This is a genomic window from Pseudactinotalea suaedae, from assembly GCF_009733815.1.
In the GTDB taxonomy this organism is placed as follows: domain Bacteria; phylum Actinomycetota; class Actinomycetes; order Actinomycetales; family Beutenbergiaceae; genus Pseudactinotalea; species Pseudactinotalea suaedae.
In genome coordinates, this window is the sequence record NZ_WNXY01000003.1 from 408,174 (window position 1) to 424,178 (window position 16,005).

Annotated in this window: 16 protein-coding genes and 1 tRNA gene; 4 read left to right on the plus strand and 13 right to left on the minus strand. The window is 69.9% G+C overall.

Translation table 11 applies throughout. The features are described 5' to 3' along the window. Nucleotides 1–24: 24 nt before the first annotated feature. Nucleotides 25–1,731: a glucose-6-phosphate isomerase gene (pgi, locus tag GPA04_RS07465; RefSeq protein ID WP_156223434.1), complete on the minus strand. Its 1,707-nt coding sequence runs from the start codon at nt 1,729–1,731 to the stop codon at nt 25–27. A 145-nt stretch (nt 1,732–1,876) separates the two neighbouring features. Here pgi and GPA04_RS07470 point away from each other — a divergent pair. Continuing rightward, nucleotides 1,877–1,947: transfer RNA gene (locus tag GPA04_RS07470), tRNA-Gly, on the plus strand. A gap of 115 nt (nt 1,948–2,062) precedes the next feature. Here GPA04_RS07470 and GPA04_RS07475 read toward each other — a convergent pair. Next, nucleotides 2,063–2,671 carry a TetR/AcrR family transcriptional regulator gene (locus GPA04_RS07475; RefSeq protein ID WP_156223435.1) on the minus strand — a complete coding sequence of 203 codons (609 nt, stop codon included), beginning with the start codon at nt 2,669–2,671 and terminating at the stop codon, nt 2,063–2,065. A gap of 248 nt (nt 2,672–2,919) precedes the next feature. On the opposite strand from GPA04_RS07475, the gene GPA04_RS07480 reads away from it, so the two are divergent. Beyond that, nucleotides 2,920–3,261: a hypothetical protein gene (locus GPA04_RS07480; RefSeq protein WP_156223436.1), complete on the plus strand. Its 342-nt coding sequence runs from the start codon at nt 2,920–2,922 to the stop codon at nt 3,259–3,261. Nucleotides 3,262–3,357: 96 nt separating this feature from the next. Here GPA04_RS07480 and GPA04_RS07485 read toward each other — a convergent pair whose 3' ends face one another. The 7 genes from GPA04_RS07485 to GPA04_RS07515 all read right to left on the minus strand — a co-directional run bounded on the left by GPA04_RS07485 (nt 3,358) and on the right by GPA04_RS07515 (nt 9,905). Further along, nucleotides 3,358–4,755, minus strand: a complete 1,398-nt coding sequence (locus GPA04_RS07485) for a substrate-binding domain-containing protein (RefSeq protein ID WP_156223437.1) — start codon at nt 4,753–4,755, stop codon at nt 3,358–3,360. Then, the gene (locus GPA04_RS07490) at nt 4,752–5,666 is read right to left on the minus strand and encodes a carbohydrate ABC transporter permease (RefSeq protein ID WP_156223438.1); all 915 of its coding nucleotides are present in this window, start codon (nt 5,664–5,666) and stop codon (nt 4,752–4,754) included. Before GPA04_RS07490 ends, GPA04_RS07485 begins: the two co-directional genes overlap by 4 nt. 28 nt (nt 5,667–5,694) lie before the next feature. Further along, nucleotides 5,695–6,687: a carbohydrate ABC transporter permease gene (locus GPA04_RS07495; RefSeq protein WP_156223439.1), complete on the minus strand. Its 993-nt coding sequence runs from the start codon at nt 6,685–6,687 to the stop codon at nt 5,695–5,697. A gap of 277 nt (nt 6,688–6,964) precedes the next feature. Then, the gene (locus GPA04_RS07500; protein ID WP_156223440.1) at nt 6,965–8,005 is read right to left on the minus strand and encodes a DUF4037 domain-containing protein; all 1,041 of its coding nucleotides are present in this window, start codon (nt 8,003–8,005) and stop codon (nt 6,965–6,967) included. A 39-nt stretch (nt 8,006–8,044) separates the two neighbouring features. Beyond that, nucleotides 8,045–8,767, minus strand: coding sequence for a serine hydrolase (locus GPA04_RS07505; RefSeq protein ID WP_156223441.1), 723 nt, complete (start codon nt 8,765–8,767; stop codon nt 8,045–8,047). Then, a complete protein-coding gene (locus GPA04_RS07510; protein WP_156223442.1) occupies nt 8,746–9,408 on the minus strand; it encodes a Cpe/LpqF family protein in 663 nt (220 codons plus the stop codon). Before GPA04_RS07510 ends, GPA04_RS07505 begins: the two co-directional genes overlap by 22 nt. Before the next feature lie 119 nt (nt 9,409–9,527). Continuing rightward, nucleotides 9,528–9,905 carry a MerR family transcriptional regulator gene (locus tag GPA04_RS07515; protein ID WP_156223443.1) on the minus strand — a complete coding sequence of 126 codons (378 nt, stop codon included), beginning with the start codon at nt 9,903–9,905 and terminating at the stop codon, nt 9,528–9,530. Between the two features lie 61 nt (nt 9,906–9,966). On the opposite strand from GPA04_RS07515, the gene GPA04_RS07520 reads away from it, so the two are divergent. Next, on the plus strand, nt 9,967–11,220 hold the full coding sequence (locus GPA04_RS07520) for an MFS transporter (protein ID WP_162458548.1): 1,254 nt from the start codon (nt 9,967–9,969) through the stop codon (nt 11,218–11,220). 29 nt (nt 11,221–11,249) lie between these two features. On the opposite strand, the gene GPA04_RS07525 is transcribed toward GPA04_RS07520, so the two are convergent. The 4 genes from GPA04_RS07525 to GPA04_RS07540 form a co-directional block, all read right to left on the minus strand. Then, nucleotides 11,250–12,680, minus strand: a complete 1,431-nt coding sequence (locus GPA04_RS07525) for an FAD-dependent oxidoreductase (protein ID WP_156223445.1) — start codon at nt 12,678–12,680, stop codon at nt 11,250–11,252. 108 nt (nt 12,681–12,788) lie between these two features. Next, complete coding sequence (locus GPA04_RS07530; RefSeq protein WP_241680658.1) at nt 12,789–13,385, minus strand: cysteine hydrolase family protein; 597 nt, start codon at nt 13,383–13,385, stop codon at nt 12,789–12,791. Beyond that, nucleotides 13,382–14,206: an NAD(+) synthase gene (nadE, locus tag GPA04_RS07535; RefSeq protein ID WP_156223447.1), complete on the minus strand. Its 825-nt coding sequence runs from the start codon at nt 14,204–14,206 to the stop codon at nt 13,382–13,384. The genes GPA04_RS07530 and nadE overlap by 4 nt, the downstream gene beginning before the upstream one ends. A gap of 60 nt (nt 14,207–14,266) precedes the next feature. Beyond that, nucleotides 14,267–14,941: a DUF6766 family protein gene (locus GPA04_RS07540; protein WP_156223448.1), complete on the minus strand. Its 675-nt coding sequence runs from the start codon at nt 14,939–14,941 to the stop codon at nt 14,267–14,269. Between the two features lie 149 nt (nt 14,942–15,090). Here GPA04_RS07540 and GPA04_RS07545 point away from each other — a divergent pair, with 149 nt between their 5' ends. Continuing rightward, nucleotides 15,091–15,942 (plus strand): endonuclease/exonuclease/phosphatase family protein, encoded by an 852-nt coding sequence (locus GPA04_RS07545; RefSeq protein ID WP_156223449.1) that lies wholly within the window; start codon nt 15,091–15,093, stop codon nt 15,940–15,942. Nucleotides 15,943–16,005 lie beyond the last annotated feature (63 nt).

The following is a 16,005-nucleotide window of genomic DNA, read 5'->3' on the forward strand; positions in this document are numbered from 1 at the left end:
ACGCAGGGTGAGCCCGACGCAGCCTCAGCCGCGCAGCTCGCGGTACCTGCTCACGAGCGCCCGGGTGGAGGGGTCCTGCTCGGCGAGGGCGTCGTCGTCGCCGAGAACCGCCGGGGCGATCTCGAGCGCGAGCTTCTTGCCGAGCTCGACACCCCACTGGTCGAAGGAGTCGATGCCCCAGACCACGCCCTGGACGAACGTGATGTGCTCGTACAGCGCGACCAGCTGACCCAGCACCGAGGGCGTGATGGCGGGGGCGAGGATCGACGTCGTCGGCCTGTTGCCCTCGAAGGTGCGGGCCGCGACCAGCGCCTCGTCGGTGGTGCCCTCAGCACGGACCTCGTCGGCGGTCTTGCCGAACGCGAGGGCCTTCGTCTGGGCGAAGAAGTTCGCGAGGAACAGGGCGTGGACATCGACGCTGTCGCCCGCCCCGGCTGTGTCGTCTGTGTCCACCAACGGATGAGCCGGGTTGGCAGCGGCGATGAAGTCGGCCGGGATGAGCCGGGTTCCCTGATGGATCAGCTGGTAGAACGCGTGCTGGCCGTTGGTGCCGGGCTCGCCCCAGAACACCTCGCCCGTGTCATACTCGACGTGCGTGCCGTCGCTGCGCACGGACTTGCCGTTGGACTCCATCGTCAGCTGCTGCAGGTACGCCGCGAACCGGTGCAGGTACTGCGCGTACGGCAGCACCGCGTGCGTGTGGGCGCCGAGGAAGTTCGTGTACCAGACGTTGAGCAGGCCCATCAGCACGGGCACGTTCTCGGCGAGCTCGGTCGTCGCGAAGTGGGTGTCGACGGCGTGGAACCCAGCGAGCATGTCGGCGAACCCGCTCGGCCCGATCGCGATCGCGAGGCTGAGCCCGATCGCCGAGTCCAGCGAGTAGCGGCCTCCCACCCAATCCCAGAAGCCGAACGCGTTGGCGGGGTCGATGCCGAACGCCTCGACCTTGTCCAGGGCGGTGGACACGGCCACGAAGTGCTTGGCGACGGCCTCGTTGCGCGCCTCGTCGGTGTCCTCCAAGGCATCCGCGTTGCGCAGCCCCTCCCAGAGCCAGGCCCGCGCGAGCCGAGCGTTGGTGAGCGTCTCGAGCGTGCCGAAGGTCTTGGAGGCGACGATGAACAGCGTCGTCTCGGGGTCGAGGTCCGCCGTCGTGGTGGCGATGTCGGTCGGGTCGATGTTGGACACGAAGCGGCATGTCAGGCCCGCCTGCACATAGGGCTTCAGCGCCTCGTACGCCATCACCGGGCCGAGGTCGGAGCCGCCGATGCCGATGTTGACGACCGTTTCGACGCGCTTGCCCGTGACCCCGGTCCACTCCCCCGACCGGACCTGGTCGGCGAAGGAGTACATCCGGCCGAGGACCTCGTGGACGTCGTGGTCGATGTCCTGGCCGTCGACGACCAGAGCCGGCTCCGCACCTTCGGGGCGGCGCAGCGCGGTGTGCAGGACCGCACGGTCCTCGGTGGTGTTGATGTGCGCGCCGGAGAACATCGCCCCGATGTGCTCGCGCAGCTCGACGTCCTCGGCGAGCTGGACGAGCCGGGCGAGCGTCTCGTCGGTGACGAGGTTCTTCGACAGGTCCACGAACAGGTCACCGAGCTGGTGGCTCATCCGCGCGGCACGGTCGGGATCCTCGGCGAACCACCCCCGCAGGTCCGGGACCAGCTCGTCCCGGTGCTTGGTGAGATCCGCCCATGCGGGCGTCGTGGTGGGGTCGATCGCTGCGCTCACGGGTGCTCCTGCGTCTCGCCTGATCCGGTGCCTCGTTCAGATTAGGGCACGACGGCGGAGCGTCGGCTTGTCTGTCCAGCCGGGTTGAACGGGCCCCTCGGGAGGTGGGTACACTGGCTGCTGCCTCGGGCCGACGGCCCGAACTGCGGGTGTAGTTCAATGGTAGAACATCAGCTTCCCAAGCTGATAGCGCGGGTTCGATTCCCGTCACCCGCTCTCATGTCACGGCCGCCCGACGACGTCGAGGCGGCCTTTGTCATGTGAGCGGGTGCCGGGACTCGGGAGGAGGAGCGCCCACCGAGGAACGAGCTGGTCGCGACGACGGCTCCCGTCACCCCAGCTCAGGTGCTGCGGACCGCGGGTAGCCGCCGAGCAGCCGGCGCAGACGTGCGAGCGCACGGTCCCGGACCGCGGCGGGATCCTCGCCGCTCGAGTCGTCGTGGCCACGCAGCGCGTGCACGAGAACGGTGTCGATCAGCGCGGCCATCGCTTCCGGCTCGGGCTCACCGCTCGCCCGCAACGCCTCCTGCAGCGGGACCTGCAGCTGCTCGTGGAACTCCTGCATCGGCCCCTGCAGGACGTCGGGTCCCACGACCCGGGTGAGCGCCCGGGCGACCTCCTGGGCGGAGCTGGTGAAGAGATCGACGTTGGCTTCGATGTACGCCCAGACCCGGTCCTCGGGCGTCGCCGCGGCCTCGACGCGCGAGAGCACCTGGCGCACCCAGTCCGGGAACAGGTCGGCCACGACCGCGGCCATCAGCTCGTCGGCGGACGCGAAGTATTGGTAGACGCTGCTGCGAGCGAGCCCGGCGCGCTGCCCGACGATCGCCATCGACGGCGTCTCGGCGGTCTCGGCGAGCAGACCCATCGCCGCCTCGATCAACGCCCGACGCTGACGCTGGTGGTGCTCAGCGACAGTCGGGGCCTGGATGCGAGGCATCGCTCCCCTCCTGTCCTCTGACGCAGCTCACACAGCGGCGACGCTCACCGCTGCGAGGTTCCCGTCGACGGTTTCGAGCACGCGCGCGCAGTACCCGAGGATCTCACGACTCGCTGGCCCTGAGGCTGGGGCAACGTGTGAGCGCCCCATTCGCGATCAGCGACACTACCTTCCTGGCACGCGGCGTCAGCCGGCGGTGGATGAGCTCGATTTCCTGCGGAGGCGGTTCCCGACGTACTGTCGGCAACATGGACATCGTCAAGGGAATCGTGCTCGTGCTGCACCTGGTCGGCTGGGCGATCGTGCTCGGCAGCACGATCGCGGGACTGCGTGAGACCAAGCTCTACCGTGGCGCCGTCCACGGCGTGCTGACCGCGCTCGTCACCGGCATCCTCATGGTCGGACTGCTCGAGATGGGGGACGGCGACGTCAACCACGTCAAGATCGCCGTCAAGCTCGTGATCGCGCTGCTGGTCACCGGGCTGGTCATCTACGCCCACCGCAACCCCGACAAGGTCAGCAAGGGCGTGCTCGGCGCGATCATCGGCCTGACGACGACCAACGTCGCCATCGCGGTGCTCTGGTCCTGACGGTTCAGCCGCGCTGCCCCCGCAGCGCGGCACACCGCCGCCGGAGCCGCCGGACCCGCCCCCTGCCGGTGCCGACGGCTCCACGCGGCGCCCGCGCTACGTGGCCGGCGGGGTCAGGTCGATCGGCTGGCCGTAGGTGTCGGGCATCTGGAAGCCCGGGAACAGGTCCATCTTCGGCGCGACGAAGGCTTGCGCCGTCGCCGCCGCCTCGTCCGGCGAGGCCGAGCCGAGCGTGACGGACTGCCGTGCCCGGTCCAGGGCGTCCCAGGCCGCGGTGCCCACCGGCAGCGGCGGCCGTGACGTCGAGAACGGGAGCATGTCGGCGAAGAACTGCGCCTTGGGGTTGTAGGCGCCGTCGGCGATCGTCTGCAGATGCGTGGGCAGGTTCCCCAGCATCGGCTGGATGATCGTCTGGCCGGGACCACCGGCGTGGAACTTCATGTACTCCCACTTGGTGCGGGTCACCTCGGTGCCGCGCGGGAACACCAGGCCCTGTCCGCCCGACCAGGTGTAGGTGGGGTCGTCCTCGTTCCAGACCGGCAGCCACGTCCACCGGAAGTCCAGGTCCGGGGCGTACTTCTCGTTGCCCTGGATCTGCCACGGACCGGTGGGAGTCATCACCATCCGCTCGCTGAACATCACCGTCTGCGCAGGCGGCGCGTTCGGCGGCTGGTAGGTCGCGAAGAAGGCGTCCACCCGAGCGAACGGGAACCGCTCCACCCACTCGGCGTAGAGCTCGTAGACCTCGAGCCACTCCGGGGTGTCCATGGTGATGGTCGTCGCGTCGTTGTCGTAGACGGCTGCACCCTTGCCGAACGCGTACGTGTACGGCGAGCCGCCCTGGTCGAGCCAGGGGGCGAAGCCGAACTGCGTGTAGTTCCCGTTGCCGTCGATCTCGACACATCGCTCGGCGATGTCGGCGAGCTCGTCCCACGTCAGCACGTGCTGCTCGGGGTCGAACATGTCGAGGTCGAGCCCGATCGAGCTGACCAGGTCGGCGTTGTACATGATGCCGCGGGCGTCCGTGGAGGTCGGCAGCCCGTACAGCTGTCCGTCGTAGGTGAGCTCGTCGACAGCGAAGCTGACCCACTGCTGGCGGTACTCCTCGGCCGAGACCCCCTCGAACTCCTCGATGTAGGGGTCGAGCGGTTCCAGGAGTCCGATCGAGGCGCTCTGCACGGTGTTGAACCGGTCGATCCACCAGATGTCCGGGGCCGTGCCGCCGCGGACCGCGGTGATGATCTGGCTCATGTCCGAGTTGCCGCTGGAGGGAACCTGGGAGATGTCGACCCGGACCCCCTCGCCCTGCGGCGTCTGCGCGAACGCGTCGGCCACGGCCTGGTCCTTGTCGGTGTCCGCGGCGCCCATCCCCCAGTAGCGGATCACGTTCGGATCGTTCGAGCGCTGGTTGGCGCACGAGGGCAGCGCGATCGCCACCGCTCCTGCGCCGGCCAGCCCCAGGAAGGTGCGACGGTTGACAGCGGTCCCGCTCACTTGAAGCCTCCCAAGGTGATGCCGCGGATGAAGTAGCGCTGGAACACGAAGAACAGGACGACCAGCGGGAGGATCACGAGCACCGACGCCGCCATCAGCTGGTTGAACGAGACGTCCTGCGCGTTGACGCTGCGGAAGGTCTGCAGTCCGATCGAGAGCGTCTGCACGCGTTGGTCCTGCAGGTAGATCAGCGGACCCATGAAGTCGTTCCAGGCGCCGACGGCGGAGAAGATCGCCACCGCGGTCAGTGCCGGCCGCGCGGTCGGAAACACCAGCTTCCACAGGATCCGCCACTCCGTCGCGCCGTCCACCCGGGCCGCGTTGAGCATGTCGATCGGGATCTGCAGCAGGAACTGCCGGAGCAGGAAGGTGAAGAAGGCCGAGGCGAACATCGCCGGCAGGATCAGCGGGAACAGGGTGTTGACCAGTCCCAGTCGTGCCCACATGTCGAACATCGGGATCAGCGTCACCGGGAAGGGCAGGAACAGCGTCGCGATGACGAGGTAGAAGACCTTGTTGCGCCCGGGCCAGTCGATGCAGGCGAAGCCGTAGGCGACGATGAAGTTGGACAGCACCGCCAGCACCACGACGCTGATCGTGATGATGGCCGAGTTCGCGAAGAACTGCAGGAACGGCATCGCCGTCACGGCGTCGACGTAGTTGCTGAAGTCCCAGGTCTCCGGCCAGAACGTCGGTGGGAACTGGGCGAGCTCCTCGTCGGACTTCACCGACGACAGGATCATCCAGTACAGCGGCAGCAGGAACAGCAGGGCCATCAGGATCATCGTGATCCTCGACACCACGGCGGACTGCCAGCTCGCGCGCGACCCGTCCTGGTGCCGGCCGTAGTCGGCGCGGTCGGCGGCCTTCTCGTCCACCTGGTAGCTGGGTGCGTTGTTGCTCAGTGCCATGTCAGGGCTCCTTCCTCCGGTGCCGCGCTCATGCCGCGTTCACGTCGTAGTTCACGAACCGTCGCGACAGGAAGAAGATCAGCAGCGCCAACCCCATCCCGACCAGGAACAGCAGCACCGCGAGCGCCGAGGCGTAGCCCAGCTCGGCGAAGCCGAAGGCGTTCCGATAGAGGTACATCATGTAGAACAGCGCTCCCGAGTCCGGGCCTCCCGTCCCGTTGGTGACGATGAACGCCTCGGTGAACACCTGTAACGCCCCGGAGACGCCGGTGATGAGGTTGAAGAGGATGACCGGGCTCAGCAGCGGCAGGGTGATCGACAGGAACTGGCGACCACGGCTGGCGCCGTCCACACGGGCCGCCTCGTACAGCGTGCGAGGGACGTTCCGCAGCCCCGCGAGGAAGATGAGTGCCGCGTTGCCGGCGCCGAGCTGGGCCATCAGCACGATCGCGATCTTGATGCCGGTGGGGTCACCCAACAGGTTGACGTCGGCGCCACCGAACGGGCGGATCAGCTGGTTGAAGAAGCCGAACTGCGGGTTGAGGAACACGATGAAGATGAACGACATCGCGAACGCCGGGATCAAGGACGGCATGTAGAAGATCGTCCGGAACAGCGCGACCTCACGCACGTTGCGGTTCATCGCCAGCGCGAGGACGAGCGCCACGAGCAGACCGATCGGCACGGCCAGGACCGCGTAGAACGCGGTGTTGCCCACCGCGGTGCTGACCAGCGGGTCGAGGAAGGCCGAGACGTAGTTCTGGAACCCCACCCACTCCGGCGTGAGCAGCCCCGAGTACCGCGTGAAGCTCAAGATGATCGAGTAGGTCACCGGGTAGACGACGAAGACCAGCAGCCCCAGGATCCAGGGCGAGATGAACATCAGGCCGAGCCTGAGGTTGCGGCGTTGCGTCTTCGTCAGCTTCTTGCGCCCCGTGGCCGCCGCCGGCGGTGGGTCCGGAGCCACGGCGCGGTCGTCGCTGCCGGGGTCTCTGGTCGTGGTCGTGGTGGTGCCGGTCATCGTGTCCTTCCGGTCGAGACGGCGTCGATGCCGTCCGCAGGTCAGGAGGTCACGCAGCGCTGCGCGCGCGTCGGACCTCGGCGTCCTCTGCCCTCCTCCTCGAGAACTCTTCCGGTCACTTCTCCCCGGGCGACCGACGTCCCCCCGGGTTGTGACGGCTCCCATCATGCACCAGACCTCGCCGGTGGCGATGGGAATCGACATATTGATTGACCCCATCATGCAGCAGGCATCGTCGCCTGGGAAGGGAATCGACATATTGATTCGTTGGTCGGTCTCAGACCCTCGAGACCATGCGGCGCCGCGCCGCCGGGTCGACGAGCACGGCGATGTTGTCGGAGACCTGCTCGATGCCACCGCGACCGCGCGGCAGGTTCTGCACGGCGGGATCGGTCACCGACCCCAGCAGCGCCCCCGAGATCTGCTCGTTCGGGAAGACGAAGGGCCGGTCCCAGAACGGTGCGGTCGCCGGCGCCGGCGCAGGGAGCCCGGCCTGCTCCTGCAGGGCGAGGACGAGGTCGAGCGCACGGGCGATGTGCTGCTGCCGCGGTCGCCAGTGATCCGCGGCGAGCGCCGCATCGAGGTGCTCACCGATCGCGGCGGAGCCGGGGAGCCGGTCGAACATCGTTCCGAGCCACTTGGAGTAGGGCGCCCAGGTGCGGTGCAGCAGGAAGGCGAGCCTTGTCACGGTCAGCGCGAGACGACCGCCGATGAGGCGAGAGCCGCGCTCGTCGCCCACCTGTCCGGCGCGTCCCATGAGCGGCATCTCCTCCTCGAGCTGGATCCAGCAGCTCGCGACCAGGTAGGCCCAGACGTCGTGCGGGTACCACGCGAGCATGCGGCGCGCGGCATGCAGCGTCCCGTCCGTGTCCCAGAAGACCGGGCCTGCCGAGACCTCGAGGACGGACTGGCCCGTCAGCGACAGCCAGTCGTCGACCGACAGGCGACCGAGGTCGGCCAGTCCGAGCTTGTCGTGCAGGAACTGCGAGAGGGTCGTCGTCTCGATGTGGTGCTGCGCCCGGGTGGCGCCGGTGAAGGCGAACCGTGTGGGTAGCCCGGCATAGGTGGGCGGCAGGCTCGCGTCGAGGTGCGCGGCCACCGGACCGACGAGGTCCTCGGGCACGAGCAGGCTGAGCCGCAGACCCCAGTCGTGATCGCGTGACGTCGCGTCGTCGAGCCCGAGGACGTCGGACCCGGCACCCAGCCGCCCTGCCGCATGCGGGAGGTCGGGCCAGCGCGCGTCGAGGAGCGGGCGCACGACGTCGTGGTAGTAGGCGCGGGAGAGGTCCGCGCCACCGGTCTGGTCATCGGCAGTCATGGTGACCGTCTCTCCTCCGGGCGTGATCGGTTCGGTCGCTCATCCCGCCTCCAGCAACCTGGCGGCGTCCTGTGCGTGGGCGTAGATCGCGGTGGGGTCGGCGAACACGGTGTGATCGCTGGACCGGGCCAGGAGGGTGAGGATCACGGGCGTGCCGTCGTTCCGTTCGAGGTACCAGGTCCCGGCGAGCACACCGGCCGCACTGCCGCCCTTGAAGCCGACGTAGGTCCATGCCGGCCCCATCGCGGCGCCGGGGTTCGCGGAGAGGATCTCCCGGAGCGGGGCGCCGGCGGACGTCGTGGCCTTCTCCTGCAGCGCTGTGTGCGCTCGCGCCACGTCGGCGGGGGTGGCGAACCAGTCGACGCCGGACTCCCACGCGGGCACCGACCAGTCGACGTCGTCGGTGTCGGGGACACCTGCGGGCACGTCCGCGAGCAGCGCGGTGCGCTCGGCCGTGTCGCCCGCGGCCCAGCGCTCGCGCAGGTCGGCATCACCCCACCCGAGCCAGAAGTACTCCCGCGTGGTCAGCAACGGGGTGTTCAGCGCGGGGTCGCCGTGCCCCATCTCGAGCATCGCCGCCAGCACGGCGTCGCGACCGAGCGCACGGATGAGCAGGTCGGTGGCGGTGTTGTCGCTGATGGCGATCATCTTCTGGGCGGCCTCGAGAACGCTCACGGTCGCTCCGTCCGGCAGGTCTTGCAGCTCGCCCGTGGGAAGGCTGCGGACCGCGGCATCGATCGTCAGCGGCGACTCCCAGGCCAGCGTCCCGCGGCCACCGCATCCACGAGCGCTCCGAGGACGTAAAGCTTGACGACCGACCCGACGGGTGCCGCCTGCGTGTCACCGATGGCGACCGAGGGCGTGTCGGCACCCATCTCGAAGACCTGCAGGGACGCCTCGAACGGCGCTGCCTCGAGGTTCTCGCGCAGCTCGTCCCAGTCGGCCGCCGGCGTCCGCTCGGGCTGCGGGGCGGCGAAGAACAACCCGTTCATGCGATCGTCCTCGCCGACGGACACGTTCATGTCGAACTGCGTATGGCTCGAGTCGATCCGGACCGTGGCCTCGGCCTCCGTGCCGTCGTAGCTCGCCACCGTCCACGGCTGCTGGGTACGCAGCTCCTCGAGCTTCGTGCGCAGGTCGCTCAGCGGCACGGTCTCCCAGAGCGCCGGGTCGAAGCGCTCCTCGACCGCCGACTCGTCAGCGATCTCCTCGCCGTTGAGCTGCTCCAGCACCCAAGCGGCGTGCGCACCGACCGGTGTGTCGGGAATGTCGGCGGACGGCTCGATCGGATCCTCCGCGGGAGCGCAGGCCACCGCCACGGCGGTCAGCAGCGCCGCCAGGAACGCGGCCACGACCGCGCGCAGCCTGCGTCCGTGGTGCGGAGCCCTCGTGTGCGTCGTCATGGTGACCAGCCTTCGTCACCCGTCCCGGCGCCGACATCCCCTGGTCGCCGGAACCTGTGGTGCCCGTTCCGTCGCTCGACCTAGGACACGCGACGGAGGTGGTGCGGGACCAGGCCCGGCTACGCCGTCGTCGGCCGATGCAGCAGGGCGCTGTGCTGGCTGCGCTCCAGGTAGCTCACGACGGCGTCGCGGCTCTTCGTCAGGCAGGACAGGCGCTCCTCGATCCCGGCCAGCTCCTCCCGCAGCTGCTGCGCGAGGGCGAGCGAGCACTCGGGGGCGCCGGCGTGCTCCTCGGTGTCGAGAATCAGCCGCGCCATGCGCGCCGACAGCCCGGCCTGGATGAGGCCGCGCACCCGCACGGCGCGGGCGATCTGGGACTCGTCGTACGAGCGGTAGCCGTTGGGGAGCCGCTCGGACTCCAGCAGGCCCTGCTGCTCGTAGTATCGGAGCATGCGGGCGGGGATGCCCGTGCGCTGGGCGACGTCGCCGATCCTCATGCTGAGCTCCTCCGACATCGGGCTTGACATTGACATCAGTGTCAAAGTTTACCGTCGTGGCATGAGTTCTGTTCACGTCTCCACGCCGACCCGCGCCGGTGAGTCACGCCTGCCGCTCCAGCCTCTCCTCATCCTCGGCCTCGGGGTGCTCGTGACCGTGACCGCCGAGTCGCTGCCGGCCGGGATGATGCCGGAGATGGCTGCTGATCTGGCGGTGAAGCCGCTGGAGATCGGACTCCTCATCTCGGTCTGGGCGATCACGGTCATCGTCACGAGCGTCCCGCTCGCGCGAGCGACGGGGCGCGTGGACCGCCGCCTGGTGGTGGGCTACTCGCTCACGCTGTTCGCGCTCGCCAACATCGCGACGGCGTTGGCGTCCAGCTATCCGCTGGCCATGGCGACGCGTGTGCTCGCGGCGACCGCGCACGGCGTCTTCTGGGCCGTGGTCATCGTGTACGCGTCCTCGCTCCTGTCGCCCTCGCAGCTGGGCCGTGGGCTCGCCGTCGTGACCGCGGGCGGCACGGCCGCGACCGTCGCGGGGCTCCCCGCGGCGACCCTGATCGCCCAGACCTGGGGCTGGCGCACGACGTTCGTCATCCTGGGTGCGATCGCGCTGCTGATCGGCGCCGTCGTGGTCCGGCGGATGCCCAGCTACCGGCCCGACCGCGCGGCAGACCAGGGGCGTGACCGCGGGTTCTGGCGTGACCCGTCACTGCCTGCGCTGGCCCTCCTGGGGGCGGCCGCCACGCTCATCGCCGTCGCGCAGTTCGCCTCCTTCACCTACATCCGCCCCTACCTGGAGATCTCCGCGGCGATCGCGCCCGCGCACTCCTCAGGGCTGTTGTTCCTCTACGGCGCGGCGGGCATGGTCGGCGTCGTCACGGCGGGGTTCCTCGCCGACCGGTTCCCGCGCGGCTCGCTGGCGGCCGTGCTCGTCCTCTTCGTGCTCGCGTTCCTCGTGCTGACGGTGGCCTCGACGGCGACCGCCGCGGTCGTCTCAGCGCTCGCCACGTGGGGGTTCGCGATCGGGGCGCTGTTCCCGCTCCTGCAGACGACGCTCATGAAGGTGGCGAGCGAGCGCACCCGCACCTTGGCGAGCGCAGGTCTCGTGGTGCTGTTCAACGTCGGCATCGCCATCGGGCCCTGGCTCGGCGGCATCGTCGGCGGCGCGGCGGCGCCCACGACGAACACCGCGGCCTCCGCCGGCGTCATGCTGGTCGCCGCCGTGCTGGGCGTGCTGGGCCTGCACCGCGCCACCCGATGGCTCCGCCCTGCCGCCGCGACGACCTCGACCAGCCCGAGCGAGGCCGCCTGAACCGCGCTCACCCAGGTGCGCCGGTCAGGTCACTCCGTCGACGCCCGCCGCAGGCCGCACGTGGCGGGCGCGTTCAGCACCGTCCCGTCGGCATCGAACCGTGACCCGTGCAGCGGGCAGTCCCAGGTCTGCTCCGCGTCGTTCCACTTCACCTTCCCGCCGAGGTGCGTGCACACGCGCGACAACCCGTCGGGTGCCGCGGCCGGCTCGGCGCGGTGTGCGGCGTCCAGGCGCATCCACCCCCGCGCCATCTCCACGGCCACGGACGCGTTGAACCGGGCGAAGGTTCCCAGGCCCGCCAGCTCGGACCGACGCCACGGCTCGTAGATCGCCGCCCAGTCCAACCGCCCGCCCGTGACCCGAGCGGCCAGCGCCATGGCGCCGGCGACCCCGTTGGTCATGCCCCACTTGGCGAAACCACCGGCGACCAGCAGGTGCTCGGTACCGGGCTGGAGCGGCCCGGCGAACGGCAACCCGTGGGACGTGGAGTGGTCCTGCGCCGACCAGGCGTGGGTCTCCTCCGCCTGCGGCCACCACCGCCGGGTCCAGTCGCGGAGCTGGTCCAGGTGCTCGCGCTCCGAACGCGTCCGCCCCGTCGTGTGGCCGGCACCGCCGACCAGCAGCAGCTTGTCGTCCCCGCGTCGGGCCTCTCGCAGCGACCGGCTGGGCTGCTCGGCCGACAGGTACATCCCCGACGGCGGAGCCACCACGCCGCGGAACGCCATCAGGTACGAGCGGCGCGCCTCCATCCGTGCGAAGTAGCCGCCGCGGTCGAGGATGGGCATGCCGGTGGCGAGCACCACGCGGTCCGCCTGCACCACGCCGGAGTCGGTCTCGATCAGCGCCGGCTGGTCGCCGCTGACCCGGAGCGCGCGCACGCCCTCGTGCACGGTCGCGCCGTGCGCACGTGCCTCACGGACGAGCGCATGAGCCACCGCGACCGGGTCGGTCTGCAGCTGCTCGCTCAGCTGGACCCCGCCCCGGTGGCCGAACGGGAGATCGAGCTCGGGAACCCAGGTCACCGGTAGCCCGGCATCCCGGGCGAGCGCGAGCTCCTGCCGTGCCTGTCGCTCCCCCTGGTCGCTCACGGCGAAGGTGACGGCGTCACGGCTCTGCACGGGGACGCCGGCGGTCTCGCAGAAGCCGGACAGCCACTCCTGGGCCGCGCGGTTGGCCTCGACGTAGGTGCCGATCACCGAGGGCGGGTGGTGGCGAGCGATCGTCGAGAAGGTCGTTCCCTGCAGGAGGCTGACCTTGGCGGTGCTGGCACCTGTGGTGCTCCCGGCCACGGTGCGCGCCTCCAGCACGGCGACCGAGAGGCCGGCCCTCGCCAGCAGCACGGCTGTCGTCAGGCCGGTGATGCCGGCGCCGACGACGGCGACCTCGACACGGCTCGGCACAGCGGTGCCGTCGGTCTCGGCTCGGTTCGCAGCCTCGTGCCACAGTGTCTGACGCGTCATGACGACCTCCCACGCTCACGCCGGCTGGGCGCGCTCACCCGGCGGGCGAACGCCTGCCGAAGCATCCCAGCCGGACAGCAGTCGGTACCCGCTTCGAGGGCAGGCGATTCACTCGCCTTCCGCCGGACCCTCGCGCAGCAGCGCGATGCTGCCCTCCTGGTCGAGCACGGGCTGACGCAGCTCGTCGGTGAGGAACTCGAGCATGGCCTCCGAGAGCGTCGGGTTCTCCGAGGCGATCACGTCACCGGCGATCGCCACGTGGAGATCGTGGGCGAACGCGGCCATGGCGGTCTCGGCTACGCAGCTGTGCGTGGACACGCCGCCGATCAGCAGATGGCTCACCTGCAGCTCGGTGAGGATCTCGCGCAACCGGGTGCCGTGGAAGGCGTCGTCGCGCGTTTTCGTCACGTCGAGACCACCCTCGGTGTCGAGCGCGTCCACGTAGCTGGCCTGCGCGGTACCCGGGAACGCGAAGCCCTCGTCGTCGGCCAGCATGTTGACGGTCCACGTCGACTTGTCCCGATCGTGCTCGGTGCGGACCAGCACCACCGGCCGGTCGGCCTCTCGCGCCGCCACGACGAGCTCGTTGGCCCGCTCGATCAACTCATCCTTCACCTCGTCGAGCTCGGGGGCCTCGAAGTAGGCGTTCTGCAGGTCCACGAGCAGCAGCGCGACTCCGGTGTGCCGGCTCGCGCCGCCGCTCACCTCTTCCACCACGTGTCCAGCGGGGTGACCGGCGTCGTCCGCTTGTGGCGCGTGCGGCGCCAGGCTGCCTCGATGCGCTCGGCGACCTCGTCGGGCACCTCCCGACCCTCGACGTAGGCGTCGATGTGCTCGTAGGAGATGCCGAGCTCGGCCTCGTCGGACCGGCCCGGGATGTCGTCGAGAAGGTCGGCCGTCGGTTCCTTGGCCCAGAGCCGCTCCGGCCCACCGATGGCACGCAGCACCGCCCGGTTCTGACCCTTGTCGAGCCCGTAGAGCGGGAGCACGTCGGCGGCGCCGTCGCCGAACTTGGTGAAGAAGCCGGTCACCGACTCGGATCCGTGATCGGTACCGATCACCAGGAGCCCGCGGTCGCCCGCGAGCGCGTACTGGGCGACCATGCGCAACCGTGCCTTCGTGTTGCCCTTGGTGAAGTCGGAGATCGGCTGGCCCGTCGACGTCAGGTACTCCGACTCGAACGCATCGACGGCGGTGCCCACGTTGAAGGTGACCACCTCGTCGGGCGCCACGAACGCGACGGCCGCCTGGGCGTCGTCCTCGTCGAGCTGCACGCGGTAGGGCAGCCGCACGCCCACGAAGACGGCGTCACCTCCCTCGGCGCGGCGCCGCTCGACCGCAAGCTGGGCCAGACGACCGGCGAGGGTGGAGTCCAATCCCCCGGAGATCCCCAGCACATAGCCGCGAGCCCCCGTCGCGGCGAGGTAGTCGTTCAAGAACGACACCCGGTGCTCGGCCTCCGCCGCTGGATCGATCTCGGGCGCGACGCCCATCTCCTCGACGATCACCCGCTGTACCTCACGCATGCGCACACGCTACGCCGCTCACGCTCCGTCACGGGCGGAGGTGGTCCAGCAGCCATGCCTTCACTCCGAGCTGACCGAGCTCTCGTCGTGCGGTGCGCCCACGGGCTTCGACTCGGCGGAGCCGCGCTGTCGGAGATAGATGGACAGCGCCACCATGCTCCCGACGGCGAGGAACTCGGACTGCCAGTTCTGCAACGTCCGGTCCCAGAACTCCGGCTCGACCAGGTACTCGGCCCAGCCGATCGCCGGCTCCCCGTGCGTGGCCTGCTCCGCGTTGTGCACCGTGAGCCCAGCCAACGACTGCAGCGACCAGGAGGCCACGAACACGCCGCCCATCACCAGCAGCAGCGAGTTGGAGTACACGCTGCGGCGCCACCCGGCGGCCTTCGCCCAGGCCGGTGACTCCGGCCTGGCGTGCTCACCGAGCAGCTGTTGCTCCTCGGAGCCGGTCCCTTCGTCCCCCGGCTTCTTCGACTCCGGTGAGCCATGCTGGACCAACCACACCGTGGCGGCGATGAACAAGAAGAACTGCAGGTACTCGGACTGCCAGTTCTCGGCGACGTCGACGACGAACGCCGAGCTGGACACGAAGCTCCACCAGCTGATACCGGGCTCGCCGTGGGCCGCCTGGTCCGCGTTGAAGACCAGATGTCCCGCGATCGACTGGCCGGCCAGCGCCAGCAGGAAGATCGCGGCGAAGAAGATGCTCAGGCCGTGGTCGCGGAACCGCTTCATCGCCCGGTCACCACGATGGCCACCATCGCGCCCAGACCCAGGACGAGGACCGCGCACCAGAACGTCATCACCGCTCTCATGGGCCTGACGCTAGACCTCCGAGGTGCGACGAGGCACGCGCGACCCTTCGATGTTGTTGACTCGTGCACATGTCCTCCGTCGCCGCGGGCCTTCGCTGCCTGACCCTGAACGTCCTCGGACCCGCGAACCCGGACTGGGAGCGGCGCAGCCGGCTGATCGGAGCCGAGCTGCGTGCGCAGCAGGCCGACGTCGTCGCCCTCCAGGAGGTGCCGACCGACGAACGGCTCGACGAGCTGCTCGGACCGGGGTACCACGTCACCCCGTTCTCGCAGACGAGCGAGGACGGGACCGGTGGGGTGCTGGCCACCCGGGCCGAGCACCGTGTCCTGGAGGAGATCGGGCAGGGCACCCCCGAGAACGGGCAGGACCTGCCCTGGTACGCGACGCTGGTCGTCGAGCTGGAGTCCTCGGTCGGATCGTTGGTGGTGGCGCACCACAAGCCGAGCTGGCCCTTCCCGCTGGAGGTCGAGCGCGAGCAGCAGGCGCTCCGAGCCGCATCGGCGGTCGAGCGCTGGGCGGGCGATCGCCCTGCCGTCGTGCTCGGCGACTTCGACGCCACCCCGGACTCCGCCAGCATGCAGCTCTGGCGCGGCCGCCGCTCGCTGGAGGATGTCAGCGTCTGCTACCAGGACGCGTGGGAGACCGTGCGGGGCGACGAACCGGGCCTGACCTTCACCTCGGAGAACCCGCTGGTGCGAGCGGGTGAGGTCGCGACGGCCATCTCGCGTCGCATCGACTACGTCCTCGTGCGTGCCGGTCGGCACGGGCCGATGCTGCAGGTCGTCGACTGCCGCCGCCTGCTCGACCATCCGGTGGAGGGGGTCTGGGCCAGCGACCACTTCGGCGTCGTCGCCGACCTGGCGCTGCCCCACCACCCTCCGGGCAGCTGGGCCGACTACCCGGCGGCCGAGCCCGGATAGTCGCGACCGCGACGAGGGTCTCCGGCGCGCCTGCTCCCGTGCGGCTCACGGCATGAAACCGAA